Annotated in this window: 18 protein-coding genes; 7 read left to right on the top strand and 11 right to left on the bottom strand. The window is 60.2% G+C overall.

The window, feature by feature from the left end; genetic code table 11:
• The first annotated feature begins 429 nt into the window (after positions 1-429).
• Positions 430-780: a phosphotransferase gene (locus tag AB0O97_RS04020; protein ID WP_363880123.1), complete on the top strand. Its 351-nt coding sequence runs from the start codon at positions 430-432 to the stop codon at positions 778-780.
• Between the two features lie 165 nt (positions 781-945).
• Here the strand turns inward: AB0O97_RS04020 and AB0O97_RS04015 are convergent, their stop codons facing one another.
• Positions 946-2,208: a thiolase family protein gene (locus tag AB0O97_RS04015; protein ID WP_363880120.1), complete on the bottom strand. Its 1,263-nt coding sequence runs from the start codon at positions 2,206-2,208 to the stop codon at positions 946-948.
• Positions 2,189-3,685, bottom strand: coding sequence for an AMP-binding protein (locus AB0O97_RS04010; protein WP_363839445.1), 1,497 nt, complete (start codon positions 3,683-3,685; stop codon positions 2,189-2,191). The genes AB0O97_RS04015 and AB0O97_RS04010 overlap by 20 nt, the downstream gene beginning before the upstream one ends.
• 94 nt (positions 3,686-3,779) lie before the next feature.
• Between AB0O97_RS04010 and AB0O97_RS04005 the strand changes: the two genes are divergently transcribed.
• Entirely contained in the window at positions 3,780-4,685 is a 906-nt protein-coding gene (locus AB0O97_RS04005) for a neutral zinc metallopeptidase (RefSeq protein WP_363880117.1), read from the top strand.
• 83 nt (positions 4,686-4,768) lie between these two features.
• Here the strand turns inward: AB0O97_RS04005 and AB0O97_RS04000 are convergent, their stop codons facing one another.
• The 6 genes from AB0O97_RS04000 to AB0O97_RS03975 are packed head-to-tail and all read right to left on the bottom strand — an operon-like array spanning position 4,769 to position 9,867.
• Positions 4,769-5,119 carry a metal-sulfur cluster assembly factor gene (locus AB0O97_RS04000; RefSeq protein WP_363839451.1) on the bottom strand — a complete coding sequence of 117 codons (351 nt, stop codon included), beginning with the start codon at positions 5,117-5,119 and terminating at the stop codon, positions 4,769-4,771.
• 19 nt (positions 5,120-5,138) lie between these two features.
• Positions 5,139-5,906, bottom strand: coding sequence for a Fe-S cluster assembly ATPase SufC (sufC, locus tag AB0O97_RS03995; protein WP_363839454.1), 768 nt, complete (start codon positions 5,904-5,906; stop codon positions 5,139-5,141).
• A 42-nt stretch (positions 5,907-5,948) separates the two neighbouring features.
• A complete protein-coding gene (locus AB0O97_RS03990) occupies positions 5,949-6,305 on the bottom strand; it encodes a non-heme iron oxygenase ferredoxin subunit (protein ID WP_363839457.1) in 357 nt (118 codons plus the stop codon).
• Positions 6,302-7,618, bottom strand: a complete 1,317-nt coding sequence (sufD, locus tag AB0O97_RS03985; protein WP_363880114.1) for a Fe-S cluster assembly protein SufD — start codon at positions 7,616-7,618, stop codon at positions 6,302-6,304. The genes AB0O97_RS03990 and sufD overlap by 4 nt, the downstream gene beginning before the upstream one ends.
• Positions 7,619-9,094, bottom strand: coding sequence for a Fe-S cluster assembly protein SufB (sufB, locus tag AB0O97_RS03980; RefSeq protein ID WP_363839464.1), 1,476 nt, complete (start codon positions 9,092-9,094; stop codon positions 7,619-7,621). It abuts the gene before it with no gap.
• On the bottom strand, positions 9,094-9,867 hold the full coding sequence (locus tag AB0O97_RS03975; protein WP_363839467.1) for a winged helix-turn-helix transcriptional regulator: 774 nt from the start codon (positions 9,865-9,867) through the stop codon (positions 9,094-9,096). Before AB0O97_RS03975 ends, sufB begins: the two co-directional genes overlap by 1 nt.
• Positions 9,868-10,105: 238 nt before the next feature.
• On the opposite strand from AB0O97_RS03975, the gene AB0O97_RS03970 reads away from it, so the two are divergent.
• Genes AB0O97_RS03970 through AB0O97_RS03960 form a run of 3 tightly spaced genes read left to right on the top strand, consistent with a single transcriptional unit; the run spans position 10,106 to position 12,878 of the window.
• On the top strand, positions 10,106-11,140 hold the full coding sequence (locus tag AB0O97_RS03970) for an ABC transporter ATP-binding protein (RefSeq protein ID WP_363880111.1): 1,035 nt from the start codon (positions 10,106-10,108) through the stop codon (positions 11,138-11,140).
• Entirely contained in the window at positions 11,137-11,907 is a 771-nt protein-coding gene (locus AB0O97_RS03965; protein ID WP_363839473.1) for an ABC transporter permease, read from the top strand. Before AB0O97_RS03970 ends, AB0O97_RS03965 begins: the two co-directional genes overlap by 4 nt.
• Positions 11,898-12,878, top strand: a complete 981-nt coding sequence (locus AB0O97_RS03960; RefSeq protein ID WP_363839476.1) for a COX15/CtaA family protein — start codon at positions 11,898-11,900, stop codon at positions 12,876-12,878. The genes AB0O97_RS03965 and AB0O97_RS03960 overlap by 10 nt, the downstream gene beginning before the upstream one ends.
• An 84-nt stretch (positions 12,879-12,962) precedes the next feature.
• Here AB0O97_RS03960 and AB0O97_RS03955 read toward each other — a convergent pair whose 3' ends face one another.
• Together AB0O97_RS03955 and AB0O97_RS03950 are read right to left on the bottom strand one after the other, a co-directional pair.
• Positions 12,963-13,421, bottom strand: coding sequence for a hypothetical protein (locus tag AB0O97_RS03955; RefSeq protein ID WP_363880108.1), 459 nt, complete (start codon positions 13,419-13,421; stop codon positions 12,963-12,965).
• A gap of 55 nt (positions 13,422-13,476) precedes the next feature.
• On the bottom strand, positions 13,477-13,749 hold the full coding sequence (locus AB0O97_RS03950) for a hypothetical protein (protein ID WP_363839485.1): 273 nt from the start codon (positions 13,747-13,749) through the stop codon (positions 13,477-13,479).
• Positions 13,750-13,904: 155 nt separating this feature from the next.
• On the opposite strand from AB0O97_RS03950, the gene AB0O97_RS03945 reads away from it, so the two are divergent.
• Positions 13,905-14,405 carry a LysR family transcriptional regulator gene (locus tag AB0O97_RS03945; protein ID WP_363880105.1) on the top strand — a complete coding sequence of 167 codons (501 nt, stop codon included), beginning with the start codon at positions 13,905-13,907 and terminating at the stop codon, positions 14,403-14,405.
• A complete protein-coding gene (locus AB0O97_RS03940; protein WP_363880102.1) occupies positions 14,348-14,749 on the top strand; it encodes a LysR substrate-binding domain-containing protein in 402 nt (133 codons plus the stop codon). Before AB0O97_RS03945 ends, AB0O97_RS03940 begins: the two co-directional genes overlap by 58 nt.
• A gap of 55 nt (positions 14,750-14,804) precedes the next feature.
• Here AB0O97_RS03940 and AB0O97_RS03935 read toward each other — a convergent pair whose 3' ends face one another.
• Positions 14,805-15,827 (bottom strand): intradiol ring-cleavage dioxygenase, encoded by a 1,023-nt coding sequence (locus AB0O97_RS03935; protein ID WP_363880099.1) that lies wholly within the window; start codon positions 15,825-15,827, stop codon positions 14,805-14,807.
• Between the last annotated feature and the right edge of the window lie 166 nt (positions 15,828-15,993).

Genomic DNA, 15,993 nt, shown 5'->3' with positions numbered 1-15,993 from the left:
TCGCTGGCGAAGCTCATCTGGATATTTCTTCGGTGGTGCCATGGTGCTCATCCTTTCAAGGATTCAACACCCTCCATTAAACCCGGGGCGGTTCAAACTGACTCTTTTCTAGTGCTATCTTGCGTATCCGATCATTGCATTAGCGCAGGCCAAGACGACTGCAAGTACCGCCAATCTATTCAGCTGGTGGATCGGATCAATGCTACCGATGGTGTGGTGCGCGTCGGATCAACTGTGCGTAAACCGTGGACGGTAGTAACGCCAAGTGTGCTTGCATATAAGAAGGCCCTGCGGGATGCCGGTGTTGATGTGCCTGTCAGTTATGGGCAGGACACTCGGGGAAGGCATATTACGGATTTTGTCCCGGGTTCTCGGGCTATGGATTCATTCAGACTCTCCCTCTCTTAACTGTCCAAGATCGGCCGTCTCGTGCGAGCCATTCACGACGCCAGTGCCTCCTATGAGCCCACCGCCAAATCAAGCTGGATCCCACTCATTCTGACTCCCAACGCCGACCTGATCTGTCACAATGACCTGGCCCCTTGGAATCTCATCATTGGGGAACGATGGGTGTTCATCGACTGGGACGCAGCAGCACCGAGCACTCGCCTCTGGGATCTCGCCTACGCCGCACAAACATTCACACTGAACGACGCCTCAGCGGTTCCAAACGAGGCGGCGCGGGCGCTAGCAGCCTTCATTGACGGCTACGATGTCGACAAGGAACTCCGTGCATTGCTCCCCGCAGCCATTGGGACAGAGCGACCACCTACGTGGTGAAGCACGAGTCAATATGGCTCCAAGCTCTCCGACCTGCCCCGTAGAGGTTCCCACTGCGGAGACGAGTTGCCCCGCACGCGAGAATGAAAGGTTCGTGGCTGGCCTGATTCAAAGCCTTTGCCGGAATCTCTAAGTCCTGCCTCAAGCACAATGAATTGACAGTCCTCAAGGGAGAAGTGTTACAGATTGAAAGTGTGCCGCCAGGCCAATGCCCCCGGCAACACTGATCATGGCGAACGCATCCCGGCCATCTGCTCCGCGCATTCCACCCTCTGACGTCTGCCGCTGCACTTGGGCGAGCAGCCTCGTCACCAACACAGCCCCGGAAGCACCGTACGGGTGCCCCAAAGCCAGCGCCCCGCCGTCGTGGTTGAAGCGGGTGGGATCGAGGTCCAGAATGTCGGCCACAGCCAGCACTTGGGAGGCAAAGGCCTCATTGAACTCGATGAGAGAATTCCTGACCTGGCCGATCTGCATTCCGCTTCGGGTCAGCAATAATTCCATGGCATGCGCTGCTCCTACTCCCAGAAGATTGGGATCATTGCCCGCAACTGCACTTGCGCGAAACGCCAAGACAGTTCCGGCATCACCCCCCAGAGACTTTGCCATTGCCCGAGCCCGCGTCAGCGAGGTGACAACTGCCATCGCCGCGCCATCGCTGAACGGACAAGAATTACCGGCCGTCACACTGCCACCCGGAACAAACGCCGCCGGGAAGCGTGCCATGAGGCTATGGCTGAGCTTGGGCCGCGGCCCCTGGTCTGCAGTGAGGCCAGCCAAGGGGACCAACTCCTTAGTGAAGGCGCCATTGCGCTGAGCGTTCACCGCTTTGGTATGGCTGGCCCGGGCGTAATCGTCCTGCCGCTCGCGCGTGATGCCATAGTGGCGTGCCACATTTTCAGCGGCCACGCCTGCATCGGGATCGCCCGTTTCCAGTGGGGCGAATTGCGCCCGGTCAAAGAACTCAAGAGAACCGTCGGCGGCCTTGTGAGCCCTTGCGGGAGCCGTGCTGATGCTCTCCACTCCCCCGGCCAGATAGAGATCACCGGCGCCAGCCTGCACCAGACGGGCGGCCAGAATGATCGCTTCGAGCCCTGATCCACACTGCCGATCCACCGTCAGCCCGGGTACCTGATCGGGTAGCCCTGCGGTGAGGGCGGCTAGGCGGGCAACATTGCCGCCTCCCCCGGTGGCATTGCCCACGATGACGTCGTCGATCTCTGCCGGGATAATGCCCGAGTCGGCTACGAGGTGCTCAATCACGGTGGCGGCCAGCTCATGCGCCCTGAAATTCTTATAAGCTCCGCCGGCCTTAGCCGTGGGCAGCCGTCTGGCCATGAGCACTACCGCGGTAGTGTCAGGGTTACGGGCCTCAGTTTCAGTTCCTGCTGCTTCAGTACTTGCATAGTTAGGAACGGCGTTGGACACGGGGGTCTCCTTCCACGATCCACTGAGTCAGGAGTGCTCTGCTGATTTTTCCGCTCCCCGTCAAAGGAAGTTCGGCCAGCTCATAGTACTGCGAAGGGCGGTGGCTGGCTGGCAACTCTGCAGCTCCGGCGCGCAGGAGTGCGAGAGCATCAGGACTAGTGCTGCTACGGTGCGCGTCAGAATATGGAGCGGCAGGACGAAACGCTGCAATAACTCGATGGCCCCGCACCGGATCCGGTAGTCCTGCAACAATGACGTCCATCTCCGTGCCGCTGCTGCTATCACCGCTACTTCCACCGTTGCTGTTCCTGCGAAGAGCCTGTTCGACGGCGTGTGGGTAGACGTTGGCGCCGGAGATTAGGATCATGTCGCTGGCACGGCCCGCCAGGCGAAGCTTGCCATGCTCATCGAGGCGGCCTTGGTCATGCACCGTGTACCAGCCGTCGATACCGTGAGTAGAGAAGGCCAGTCCGTCGTCACCCCAGGCGTAACCGCTGCACACATAGGGACTCTTCACGCAGACACTTCCCAGTTTTCCGGTGTCCACTCCCCTGCCTTGCCCGTTGCGGATACTGAGCTGCACACCGGGAAAGGCGCGCCCTACGCCGTCAGACTCTTCTAGGACAGCTCCCGGCTCCAGAGTTGTGGCGGCGACAAAACCCAGCTCAGCCGCACCATAATACTGGTGGATCACGGCGTTCGGCGCCCACTGCTGGGCCAAGGCTGCCGTTGCACTACTAAGCGCCGAACCAGCACAGACGATGCTGCTGATTACCGGAGCTAGCTGGCCGGTGGCCACTCCTCGACGAGCCAACAGCTCCAACACCGTGGGTACCAGCACGAGCCGATTCACATGGTTGGCCGACACTGCCGCCAGCGCTGCATCCGGGCTGAAATCTGGGAGCGCAACAAAGGAGCCGCCAGCAAAAATGGATTCACCTAGCGCGTAGAGATTCATGCTCGCGGCCATCGGCCCCGGTGCAAAGGTAACCGTTTCGGCAGTGAGCCCAAAATAGTCAGTACTGCGAATAAAGGATTCATGCCACGTAGCCGTGCTGCGCGTGAAGGCCTTGGGCAGTCCACTGGTGCCGGAAGAAAGCCCTAGCAGGAACGGAGGATCAATGGCGTCCTGCGTCGTGGCCCAACTCTGGGCGGTTTCAGCCAGTTGTTTGCGGAGCTCCTGCGGCCAGCTGGTATCCACCACCATGGCTGTTTTGTGCTGGCGTAGGGCGGCACAAAACTGCACTGCCACGTCCACGCTAGCGGGTACGTCAATGACAGCTACCGGGCCGCAGCTGGGCCCGGGGGCGCTAACCGTCACCGACGTACCGGCACCGGGTTCGGCACTGACCAAGGTTTCGGGCGCCTCGGCGGCCGCCAGCAGGCTGGCGTAGTCAAGGCGCTGGGCGCCAACAGTCACGGCGGGACGTGCCCCGGCAGTTTTGGCCCAGTGCTGGAGTTTCTCTATGAACGGCATTGCCTTCATCGTAGAGGAGAATCGCACGCACAGAAATGTGGCCGTTATCTAGTGTCTTACCCTCGATAGCCAGCTGTGGGGATACCCTGTAGCCATGACTTTTAATGAAGGCGCGCGACTTGACCCCTCGCAAGCGGAAGACCGTAGAGGCCGTGGCAGTATGGGCCGGGGCGGCAAGATGGGACTAGGACTCGGCGGCGGCATTGTGGTGCTCATCGGTGCCCTATTGGGGATCAACCCCGATCTCCTGAGCTCCATCTTGGGTGATACCGGCGAACAACCGGCCATCGAACAGACCGGTGGATCGGCCATCGAGAGCTGCCAGACCGGGGCCGACGCCAATGCACGGCTGGATTGCCGCATCCTCGGCACCGCCAACTCGCTCAATAGTTTCTGGCCTGGCTACCTCAACCAATATGGAGTGAAGTACTCAGTCCCCAAAACCGTGATCTTCACCGGCAGTGTTGACACTGCCTGTGGTGCGGCCACCTCAGCCGTTGGCCCGTTCTACTGCCCGGGTGATAACAAGGCCTACTTTGATCCAGATTTCTTTGCCCAATTGGAAACCCAGTTTGGTTCCTCTGGCGGTCCGTTAGCCCAGGAATATGTGGTGGCCCACGAGTTCGGTCACCACGTGCAAAACCTCACCGGAACCATCGGCAAAGCACAGCAGGACCCCAAAGGTGCACAATCGGCAGCCGTCCGCACGGAGCTCCAGGCAGACTGCTATGCAGGAGTTTGGATGGGGTACGCCTCCACTACACCAGCCCCTGGAAGTGACCAGCCCTTCCTGAAGCAGCTGCAGCAAAAGGACCTCAATGATGCGCTGTCCGCGGCGTCGTCTGTGGGTGATGACAGGATTCAAAAGGCCGCCACCGGCAGGACTAACCCCGAATCGTGGAGCCACGGTTCGAGCGAACAGCGTCAAAACTGGCTGTACAAGGGCTATCAGAGTGCCGATCTGGCCGCGTGCGACACGTTCTCCGTCCCGAACGTCTAGCTCGGAACGAAAAGAACCGCCGCCGTCCCCGAACAATTTCGGGAACGGCGGCGGTTCTTCTAATTCGTGGGTGGCGGTGGTGACTAGATGTTGAAGCCGAGGGCACGCATCTGGTCGCGACCGTCGTCCGTGATCCGCTCGGGACCCCACGGCGGCATCCACACCCAGTTGATGCGCCATTCGTCAACGATCGGGCCCAGTGAGTTTTCCACCTGCTCTTCGATGACGTCCTGCAGAGGGCAGGCGGCCGTGGTCAGCGTCATGTCCAACAGCAGGGCACCGTCCTCGCCGTAGCGCATGCCGTACAGCAGACCCAGATCGACGATGTTGACGCCGAGTTCCGGGTCAATGACGTCCTTGAGAGCTTCCTCAACGTCTTCGAGATCAGTTTGGCCGGCCACAAGGGCTGCGCTTGATTCGCTGATGTCAGTCATGATTCCTTCCTAGTGTTGTTTAGGCCGTGGCCGACTCTGCTACCAGGTAGCGGTCGTAGCCTTCTTCTTCCAAACGGTCGGCCAGTTCGGCGCCGCCCTGTTCGGCGATGGCACCGTCAACGAACACGTGCACGAACTGCGGCTTGATGTAGCGCAGGATGCGAGTGTAGTGGGTGATGAGCACTGTGCCCAGACCACCGGCTTCGATGGACCGGTTCACACCTTCCGAGACAACCTTCAACGCGTCAACGTCAAGGCCGGAGTCGGTCTCATCCAAGATGGCGAACTTGGGCTTGAGCAGCTCGAGCTGGAGGATCTCGTGGCGCTTCTTCTCGCCACCGGAGAAGCCTTCGTTGACGTTACGCTCGGCGAACTCCGGCTCGATACGCAGTTCAGCCATGGCGGCCTTGACGTCCTTGGTCCAGGTACGCAGCTTGGGGGCTTCGCCGTCGATCGCGGTCTTGGCGGTGCGCAGGAAGTTGGTCATGGTGACACCGGGGATTTCTACCGGGTACTGCATGGCCAGGAACAGGCCTGCGCGGGCGCGCTGGTCAACTGTCATCGCCAGAACGTCTTCGCCGTCGAGGGTGATGGAGCCGCTGTCAACCGTGTAGCGGGGGTGACCGGCAATGGTGGCAGCCAAGGTGGACTTGCCGGAACCGTTGGGGCCCATGATGGCGTGGGTTTCGCCGGTGTTGATGGTCAGGCTGACACCCTTGAGGATCGGCTTGATGCCCTGTTCCGTCTCGATGCTGACGTGCAGGTCCTTGATTTCCAGAGTAGACATACTCTATTTTCTCCTAAAAAAGTTTGTGTGCGGGCCGTGGCGCTACTGCGCGCTGACGCCGTTAAGAATGTTGGTGACGTCCACATAGACGTCGCTGCCGTGAACGCTCAGGGCAAAGACGGGTACCGGTTCGAATGCGGGCAATGTCAGCGGTTGTCCTGTTGTCAGGTCAAAGGAGCTGCCATGGGCCCAGCATTCGATGGTGCCATCCTCCACGTCGCCTTCGCTGAGGGAGATTTCTGCGTGTGAGCAGGTGTCTCCAATTGCGTGAAGCTCCCCGTAGGAATCCCTGACAATGGCGATGGGGTAATCATCAACCTCAACGAGTAAGGATGATTTCACCTGTACGTCGTCGGCTTGGCAGACAACGACTCCGGCGGGCGTGGAGGAATCGGTCACTGTGGGGTCGCCGCCAATTCGCGTTCCACGGACTCGCGCAGACGCTCTTCGAGGGCAGGTACCTGGATGTGCTGGATGACTTCGTTCAAGAAGCCGCGCACTACCAGACGGCGTGCAACACTTTCTTCAATGCCGCGAGCCTGCAGGTAGAACAGCTGCTCATCATCGAAACGGCCGGTGGCGCTTGCGTGCCCTGCCCCCTCGATCATGCCTGTCTCAATTTCCAGGTTGGGAACCGAATCGGCGCGCGCACCCTGGGTCAGGATGAGGTTGCGGTTCATCTCGTAGGTGTCGGTGCCTTCAGCCTGCTTGCGGATCAGCACATCGCCAATCCAGACAGCGTGAGCGTTATCGCCCTGCAGTGCACCCTTGTAGGTGACGCGGGACTTGCAGTTCTTCGTGGAGTGATCCACGAACAAGCGCTGCTCGAGGTGCTGGCCAGCGTCCGCAAAGTACAGCCCGTACATCTCAACTTCGGCGCCCGTGCCGCTGTAACGCGCGGCCGGGGTGGTGCGAAGCAAATCGCCACCGAGGTTGATGACAACGTGCTTGACCTTGGCGTCGCGGCCAACCTTGATGTGCTGGGCACTGGCGTGTACAGCGTCATCGTTCCAGTCCTGGATGCTGACAACTGTCAGGTTGGCACCGTCCTCGACGAGGATCTCGACGTTCTCGCTCAGCACAGCGGTGCCGCGGTGGTCCAAGACGACAACGCCGGTGGCGAACTTCTTGGCAATGACGACCACGTGCGCGGCTGTGGGCGCATCGCCCTGACCGGTGAGGGTCAAGGTGGTGAGGTTCTCAGCGTTGCCAGCGAATTCCTCGGGCAGGGTGACCACGGTGGCTTCGGTGAAACTAGCCCATGCCCCGGCGGCCACACGGTCTTCGGGGATACCAGCGGAGCCGATGCGTGCGTCGTCGCGACCCACGGTCTCAACGGTGACGCCGTCGGGCGCCGAAACCTCAACCAACGGTGCGGGACCGTTGAGCTCTACGCCCTTGATACCAACGCGGTCAAGGCCGCGCAGACGCTTCAGGGGGGTGAAGCGCCATTCTTCTTCGCGGCCCGTGATGGCCGGGAAGTCGGCGAGGTTGTAGGAGGTCAAGCGGCCGGCGCGTGAGCTATCCGGGACGCCGATGCCGCCACCGTGGCTGTCGCCGCCGTGGCTATGAGCCTTTGCAGCGCTGCCGCCGAGGGGACCTGACTCCGGGTTGATCTCGGAGAGGCTTTCGCCCTCCTCGGTCATGCCCTTGATGAAGCCCTGTGTCCAAACCTTTGAATCTGTTTCGTGTTCTTGCGTGAGCTCGGTCATTTAGCCGACGGCCCCTTCCATCTGCAGTTCGATCAGGCGGTTCAATTCGAGTGCGTATTCCATGGGCAATTCCTTGGCGATCGGCTCGATAAAGCCGCGCACAATCATGGCCATGGCCTCGTCCTCGGGCATGCCGCGGGACTGCAGGTAGAACAGCTGCTCTTCGCTGACCTTGGACACGGTGGCCTCGTGACCCATGGAGACATCGTCTTCACGAACGTCCACGTAGGGGTAGGTGTCCGAGCGGGAGATGTTGTCCACCAGCAGGGCGTCACAACGGACCGTGTTGGCCGAGTGGTTTGCACCCTCACGGATCTGAACCAGACCACGGTAAGCTGCGCGTCCACCACCGCGAGCAACAGACTTCGAGATGATCGAGGACTGCGTGTTCGGGGCAATGTGGACCATCTTGGATCCGGTGTCCTGGTGCTGACCTTCGCCGGCGAAAGCTACCGAAAGGGTCTCGCCCTTGGCGTGCTCGCCGACCAGGTAAACGGCCGGGTACTTCATGGTGACCTTGGAACCAATGTTGCCATCGACCCATTCCATGGTGGCGCCTTCGTGTGCAATGGCGCGCTTGGTCACCAGGTTGTACACGTTGTTGGACCAGTTCTGGATGGTGGTGTAGCGAACACGGGCGTTCTTCTTGACCACGATTTCGACAACGGCAGAGTGCAGCGAGTCCGAGGTGTAGATCGGGGCGGTGCAACCTTCGATGTAGTGCACGTAGCTGTCTTCATCGGCGATGATCAGGGTGCGCTCAAACTGGCCCATGTTCTCGGTGTTGATGCGGAAGTAGGCCTGCAGCGGGATTTCTACGTGAACGCCTTTGGGGACGTAGACGAAGGAGCCACCGGACCAGACGGCCGTGTTCAGTGACGCGAACTTGTTATCGCCCACCGGAATCATGGTGCCGAAGTACTCCTGGAAGATCTCCGGGTATTCCCGCAAGGCAGTGTCGGTGTCGGTGAAGATGACGCCCTGTGCTTCCAGGTCCTCGCGGATCTGGTGGTACACAACCTCGGACTCGTACTGGGCGGTGACGCCACCAACCAGACGGTTACGCTCAGCTTCGGGGATGCCCAGCTTCTCGTAGGTATTACGGATGTCCTCGGGGAGTTCTTCCCACGAACCGGCTTGCTTCTCCGTGGAGCGCACAAAGTACTTGATGTTATCGAAGTCGATGCCGGAGAGGTCTGCACCCCAGGTGGGCATGGGCTTGCGGTCAAAGTACTTCAGGCCCTTCAGGCGCATGTCCAGCATCCACTGGGGCTCGCCCTTCTTGGCGGAGATGTCCCGAACAACTTCTTCGCTCAGACCGCGGCGGGCGTTATCGCTGGCCGCGTTTTTATCTGACCAGCCGAAGGCATAGTTGCCTAGGCCCTCCAGTTCGGGGTTCCTCTCGAGGATGTCGTGGTTAGTGGCATCTGCCACGTCACCATTGGCGCTAACATCCTGCGCTAATTGATCCGTCATCACGGCCTTTCTTGCTGATGGTTGGAAATCGAGTCCACGGGGCTTGCTGTGTTGGTCTGAGCTGTTGCCAGCTTGCGGACCACCGCGCGCCCCGTTGGTACATGTGTGGTGCACACATGCCCGCCACTTGCCATAGTGGAGAGCCTGCGCACGTCGACGCCAATCAACCGGGAAAAAACTTCGGTTTCGGCGTCGCAGAATTGGGGAAAGGAACTGGCAAGTTCCTGGATAGGACAGTGCCCTTGGCATAACTGTTCGGCAGCCATGGATGTTCCGCTATTGAGCGAATTAGATGTAGCTACGAACCTGTCGGCATTCAGCGCCTGAGCCAAAGCCTTAGAGCGGGCCGCTACATCTTCGCCGGCGGCGTCGACGAGAGGCTGGTATTTAGCCTCCATGAGGGCAAAACGGCGCTGCGCGAATTCCACAACACCGGATTCTCCGCGGATATCGGAAATTTCATTCAGCGCCTGTGTTGCAATCTGCAGGTAATCGTCACCGATTTCAGTCTGGCCGCGTCTGGAGACCACATATCTGCGGGCAGGACGCCCGGCGCCACTCTTGGCGTTGCTGACTAGCTTGACTTCAATAAGCCCCTCTTTGGTCAAGGTGTCCAAATGTCGACGTACAGCTGCCGGCGTCAGACCGAGCAGCACACCCAGCTGCGCGGCACTGATAGGACCCTGCTCCAGCACGGCCGTCAATACTCGGTCTCGGGTACGTTCATCAGGCTCGACACCGGCCACGGGAACGGACGCTATTTGCTGACTCAACTAACACCTCCACACTGTCAAAAAAACGCACAACATTAGACAACACAATTATGCCGTAATTGGGGGTGCCCCGCCACTAAGGCGAGCCTACCCACAGACCGGAGCAGCTAGTGGCCGGCAGGCGAGCCGATAGCATGGCGCGCACTTCAGTTCCGCAGTCCCACCCACGGGTCAGCTTGGAGCCCACGGAATAGCCGCACTCGGCAGAACTCCCAATTGCTTCGCGTACAATGGCCGCGTGACAAAGACACTTTCCCCTGCTCTGGAAATCTCCGGGCTCATCAAGGACGTGGGGCCCCTTCCGGCATTGGATGGCCGGATGAAACGCGTTATTTCCAATATTAGTCTCACGGCCCATTTTGGTCAGGTTACGGCACTCTTGGGTGCCAATGGCGCCGGTAAAACCACCACTATTGAATGTGCCCAGGGCCTACAAAACCGTACCGGAGGCAGCATCTCCCTCCTAGGTCAAGACCCAGAAACGGCCGACGCCGAACTGCGCTCCCGGGTGGGTGTCATGTTGCAGGACGGCGGGCTACCCCCGGCGGCCCGCACCATAGCGCTGCTGCGCCACGTGGCGGGCTTGTACCAAAACCCGCTTTCCGTGGACGCCCTGGTAGAGCGGCTCGGCATCAACGAGTTCTCCGACACAAATATTCGGCGTCTCTCCGGTGGTCAGAAGCAGCGTGTGGCACTGGCCGCGAGTTTGTTGGGCAACCCTGAAGTGTTGTTTCTCGATGAACCCAGCGCCGGCCTGGATCCACAGTCACGCATCATGGTTTTTGAGCTGATCCGGGAACTGCGCGACGCCGGCAAGGCCATCATCCTCACCACCCACCTCCTCGATGACGCCCAGCGCCTTGCCGACTACGTCTACATTGTGGACAAGGGTGAATCGGTGGCTTCCGGCACGGTTCAGGAACTCCTTGAAACGTCCACGGCGGCCATGGAGCACCGCGCCATGACGTTCGAGGCCACACCAGCTTTGGATGTGTCTGCTCTGCTGCGGCCCGGGCTTGAATGCTCCGAGACCCGTGCCGGTAGCTACGTCTTGACCGGCCCCCTGGAGCCGGCCGATCTTGCCCGCTTTGGCGCCTGGTGTGAACGAGCCCGCGTCATGCCGACGTCCGTGCATCTGGCATCCAAGTCCCTCGAGGATGTGTTCCTTGCCATTTCCGACGGCGCCGCAACCGTTGCCTCTGTTTCCGCCGATCGCAACTCTCATAGCCCTAACCCTCACAGCCGCAACTCCCACAGCACGGTGATTTCATGAGCACCCTTTTCCATAACGCCCCGCCAGCACACGCCGCGAGTCTGAGCCGACGAATTGTGAACCAGGGCAAGTATGAGGCATCCACCATGCTGCGCAACGGCGAACAGCTGGTGCTCATGGTCGTCATGCCGCTGCTGGGCCTCATTGCCCTAGTAGCCACTCCCCTGCTCGATGACATGGGACATTCCCGTGTGGCCATTGCAACCCCGGGCATTCTTGCCCTCTGTGCACTTTCGACGGCGTTCACCGGACAGGGCATTGCCACCGGATTCGACCGGCGCTATGGAGTGCTGCGCTTCATGTCCACCACACCGCTGGGCAGGGGCGGATTGATAGCTGGCAAGGTCATTGCCGTGTTGGCCGCCTTGGCCCTGCAGGTGGTGCTGATTTCCACCGTGGCCGCGTTCATGGGCTGGCACCCACCGTTAGCGGGAGTGCTGCTGGGCATCCCGCTGCTTATTTTGGGTGCTGCCGCGTTCACGGCCATTGGCCTGCTGATTGCCGGCACAGTGCGCCCTGAAGCGACCTTGGCTATCACCAACCTGGGTTGGATCCTGTTCGCCGCCGTGGGCGGGATCGTACTGCCAGCCGGTAAGTTCTCCAGCACCCTCGAGGCCTACGTCCAGTGGCTGCCCTCGGGCGCCCTCGGCAACCTGATGCGCGCTGCACTGATTGACAGCCGCCTCGATGTGTGGGGGCTCATTATTTTGCTCGCGTGGGGTGTGGCTGCCGCCGTCGCCGCACTCAAGTGGTTCAAATGGAATTGAAAGGCGTCACCGAAGTGAGTCAAAGCAGCACCGCAACAGCCCTGCGTAACTTTGCCGAAAAGTTGCCCACCTCCATCACCCCAGCCATCAAGCGCCTAAGCGTGGCTTCCTTGATCGGCCAAGGCGTCTTGATCATCTCCGGTGGCGTGGTGCGAGTTACTGGCTCGGGACTGGGCTGCCCCACCTGGCCCAAGTGCACGCCGGAGTCCTTGACTAACACCCCCGCGATGGGTATTCACGGTGTCATCGAATTCGTCAACCGCACGCTCACCTTCGGACTTGCCGCCATCGCCCTGGTCCTGCTGATCCTGCTCTGGAACCTGCGTAAGGAACGTAAGGACCTATTCTGGCTGGCGTTTGGCCTGCTCGCCGTCATCCCCGCCCAAGCCATTATTGGCGGCATTACAGTGCTTTCAGGTCTGAACCCCTATGTTGTCAGCCTGCACTTCCTGGTCTCCGCCGCTCTGGTGGTGGTCTCCATGCTGATGGTGAATAGAACCTACGGCCGCACGGGCGCTTCGGCGCCTAACGACGTTCCTCGCGCCAAACCCATCATCCGCAAGCTCAGTGTCATCGCAGCCGTGGCCAGTTACTTGGCAGTGGTGCTGGGAACTCTGGTCACGGGATCCGGGCCGCACTCGGGCGATGCCACCTCGCCACGCATGGAACTGGACGGCTACCTGGTTACGCGTATTCACGTCGTCCCTGTCTACGTGCTGGTGGCGACGGCCTTGCTGCTGGTCATCTTGCTGTGGCGCAACGGCAAGGGCGATATTCTCCGTAACGCATCCCTGATCCTGTTCGTCTCCGTACTGTTCCAGGGCGTTATTGGCTATTGGCAGTACTTCACCGGCATCCCGATTCTGCTGGTAGTGATCCACATGCTCGGGTCCTCTCTCATGCTTTCCGTTGCCACCAACATGATTGATGTCGCGCTTCGCCGCGGCAAGGACCAAGTTCAACTCAAGTAGGACTCTCCCGTCATAGCGCCAAGGCATAACAAAGCCCGGTCCACCGCCACAGCTGGCGGCGGACCGGGCTTTGTCATGGCTATTTCATGCCGAGGCTTGGTGACGGGTCTTGGCGAACGTGATCGCGGTGATGGCCAGGAGTACCAGCATGAAGCCACCGAACATCATGACCGAGGGAACCGGGGCAACTGCCTGCAGCAGCAGACCCATGGTGGCCTTGAAGGTAACGCCAACTCCCGCTCCCGCCACCATGCCACCTGCAACGGGCATCGGGCATCGGGCATCGGGCATCGACATGGAGACTAGGACCATGCTGGCGGTCACGAGCACCAACCCTACGGCGAGGATTATGAGCCCGACGGGAATCTGTGTGGTGCGTGCCCAGCGCGAGGAGATCATTTGGAAGATCGCGGCGGCAGCAAAGACCGAGAATGCCACCGAACCGGCCACGACGTGTGAGGTGATGCCCAACTTCCCGGAGATCAACACGGGGGCCAATGACGTGAAGAAACCAAACATGGCAAATCCCACGAAGGCCATCATGGTTGCGGCACGGTGACCAGCAACAGCAATCCGCCCAGCAACAAGAAGGCAAAGACTACATACGGGGTGAACCATGCTGCCGGGACGTGCGGAGCCGAACAACTCGGTCATGTGCGCCGTCGCTGTGGCCGTCAACATACCCACGCCAAGTCCGGTAATAAACCGCTCCAGCAGCAGCCCCGGAAGATCCGGCCAGGAAGAGGCTGACGACAACACCTGCGGCATAGACAGCAAAGATCACCGTGATGGTGAAGGCACTGAACCCTGAACGCTGCTGATACAGCACGTACAAAGGAGCTGGTGCGGCGGCGAACGCCATGGAAGTCATGAAGACAAAGGCAACAATCCAAAAACCGATGCCATGGCGACGGCGATGGGAGCTTGTGGCGTCGGCGGGTTTCGCGAATGCACGAGAAGTGCAGGAGAAATGGTCATGGTGCAAGTTTCTGACGGAAAATCAATCGCGTCCAACACTTATATTCGATGATTCCGATCGCCGTTGACGATAATGGCAGGAGGCAGATCTTCCAGATTGAGTACTTCCTCGGGGTCGCCGAGGAGATGAGCTTCACTCGGGGCACCCAACGCGCCAATATTGTTCAGTCCGCGGTGTCGGCCGGCATCAAGCAACTCGAACATGACCTTGGCTCCGCGCTGTTTTTACGTCAAGGGCGCTCCATAGCACTGACACAGGCCGGCGAAGCGCTCCTCCCCCACACTAGGAGGATCCTGGCCGATATCCAAGGCGCCCGCGATGCCGTGGACGCCAGCCAGGGCACGGTTCGAGGCACCGTCAAGCTCCGGCAGACGGTACAGGGCACGCGAAGCAGTCTTGCCGAGCTTCGCTCAGGCACGCTGGACTTGGCCCTCGTCTCTGTCCACAACTCTTCCGACACCACTATTGAGCTCATCCCTATGCACTCCGAATGCATCTCGTTTTTGTGTGTTCCAGCGACCATCCCCTGTGTGGACGCCAGCAGATAAGCCTGAGCGAAATAGCGGACGAATCCTTCATCGATTTCCCCGAAGGCTGGGGCAATCGAACCCTCGTTGATGCCGCATTCTCAGCCAGTGGCCTGTCCCGTGTGGTGCGAGCGGAGGTCATCTCCTTCGACATCGCTCTCGCAATGATGAGGCAAAATCTGGGCGTCGCTTTTCTGCCCGCATCGGCATTGGCACCAGACGGCGAGACGGGCCTCTGGGCGATACCGACCAGCTTGCAGTGGAAGATCCAGCTGGCCCCATTCACGGGCCGATTGCCCACGTCAGCCGGACGAGCTCTGCTGCACGGATTCAGCACCCTAAGCGCATCACGCTCACCCAAGTAACTCTCACCGCACCGACGGAAGTAGGGACAACCAACGGCACCAGCTAAGGCAATTGTTAGCTGCTCGGCGGCATGCCCGCTGGCGGGGTACCTCCCGGGCCACCATCAGGTGGGGTGCCACCACCCATGCCACCAGCCGGAGCAGCTCCCGCTGTGGGAGCAGTCGCGGTGTCGACGCCAACTGTGAGCTCCACCTGGAAGCCCTTTGTCACATCGCCGGTTACGGTAGCAAGTTGCAAAGCACCCCCGTCATCCCCGAAGACATTGTCCGAATCAAGGCTCACCCGGGAGAGGTTTGCGGCGGATCCTTCGTACTCGGCCAGGGCATACACGGACTCGCTAATGTCTTTTGGCAGGGCAACCTGGGAGGTTGAAATCGCCTTGGATGAATCTGCAATATCCGCTGCGGTGGAGTACACCTCGAAGTGAATATGTGGCCATCGGCCCGTGTAACAGGCAGGGAAGATGGAGGAAAATGTCACTTTTCCGTCCTTGTCGGCAAGCTGCACTCCACGAAGGTACGTTTCGTTTTCAATCCCCGATGAGTACATCGAATACGCTCCACTGGCGTCACAGTGCCAAACGTAGACGGCGGTGTTGGCGAAGGCCGCATTCCCCTTGGCCATGTCCTTGATATTCAACGTCAAGGTCATGGGCACCCCTTTCGCCGTGGTGCCACCTCCGATGCTGGATCTGATATCGCTCCGAACGATGCCCGCGTCTGCCAAAATGTCGGGACCGTTGGAGCCATCGCCCGGGTAAGGTCCCGCGGTCTCATCCGGCACCTCCTCAAGAGCTCCTGCCGCAGCAGCGGCACTTGCCGTTGGCGTGGCGCTGGCACTTGATGCAGCGCTGGCGCTCTGCGTGGTAGTGGTTCCGGGAGCACCGGCTGAGCAGGCTGCCAGAGCAAATGCGCCTACACCCGCACCCAGCAAGCCCATCACCGAGCGGCGGCTCACAAGCGTCCCAATATCAAAGGAAATGCCTTGATCAACCACCTCCTCGTCGGCCCGGTCAAGCAATCGACCTTCGTACACCGGACCGTCCGGGCTGCTCTGGGGTTCAGGAATTTTGCTCATGTGGCCTCACTTGACGCGTCGTTTGGAATACCTCCAGTCTCCATGCCGTCAATAGGTGCGCGCTTTACCAACGCTGTGCGCCAGCTGTGAGTGCGGAGCACAAGAGCCGCTGACACAAGAACGGCGGCCGGCGAGCTCTCCAAGAGAGCCAGCCGGCCGCCGTCGT

Origin of the sequence: Specibacter sp. NPDC078692, assembly GCF_040686835.1 — a bacterium.
Lineage (GTDB): Bacteria > Actinomycetota > Actinomycetes > Actinomycetales > Micrococcaceae > Specibacter.
Note: the sequence above shows the minus strand (reverse complement) of the source record. Positions and strands in the feature narration are given on the sequence as shown.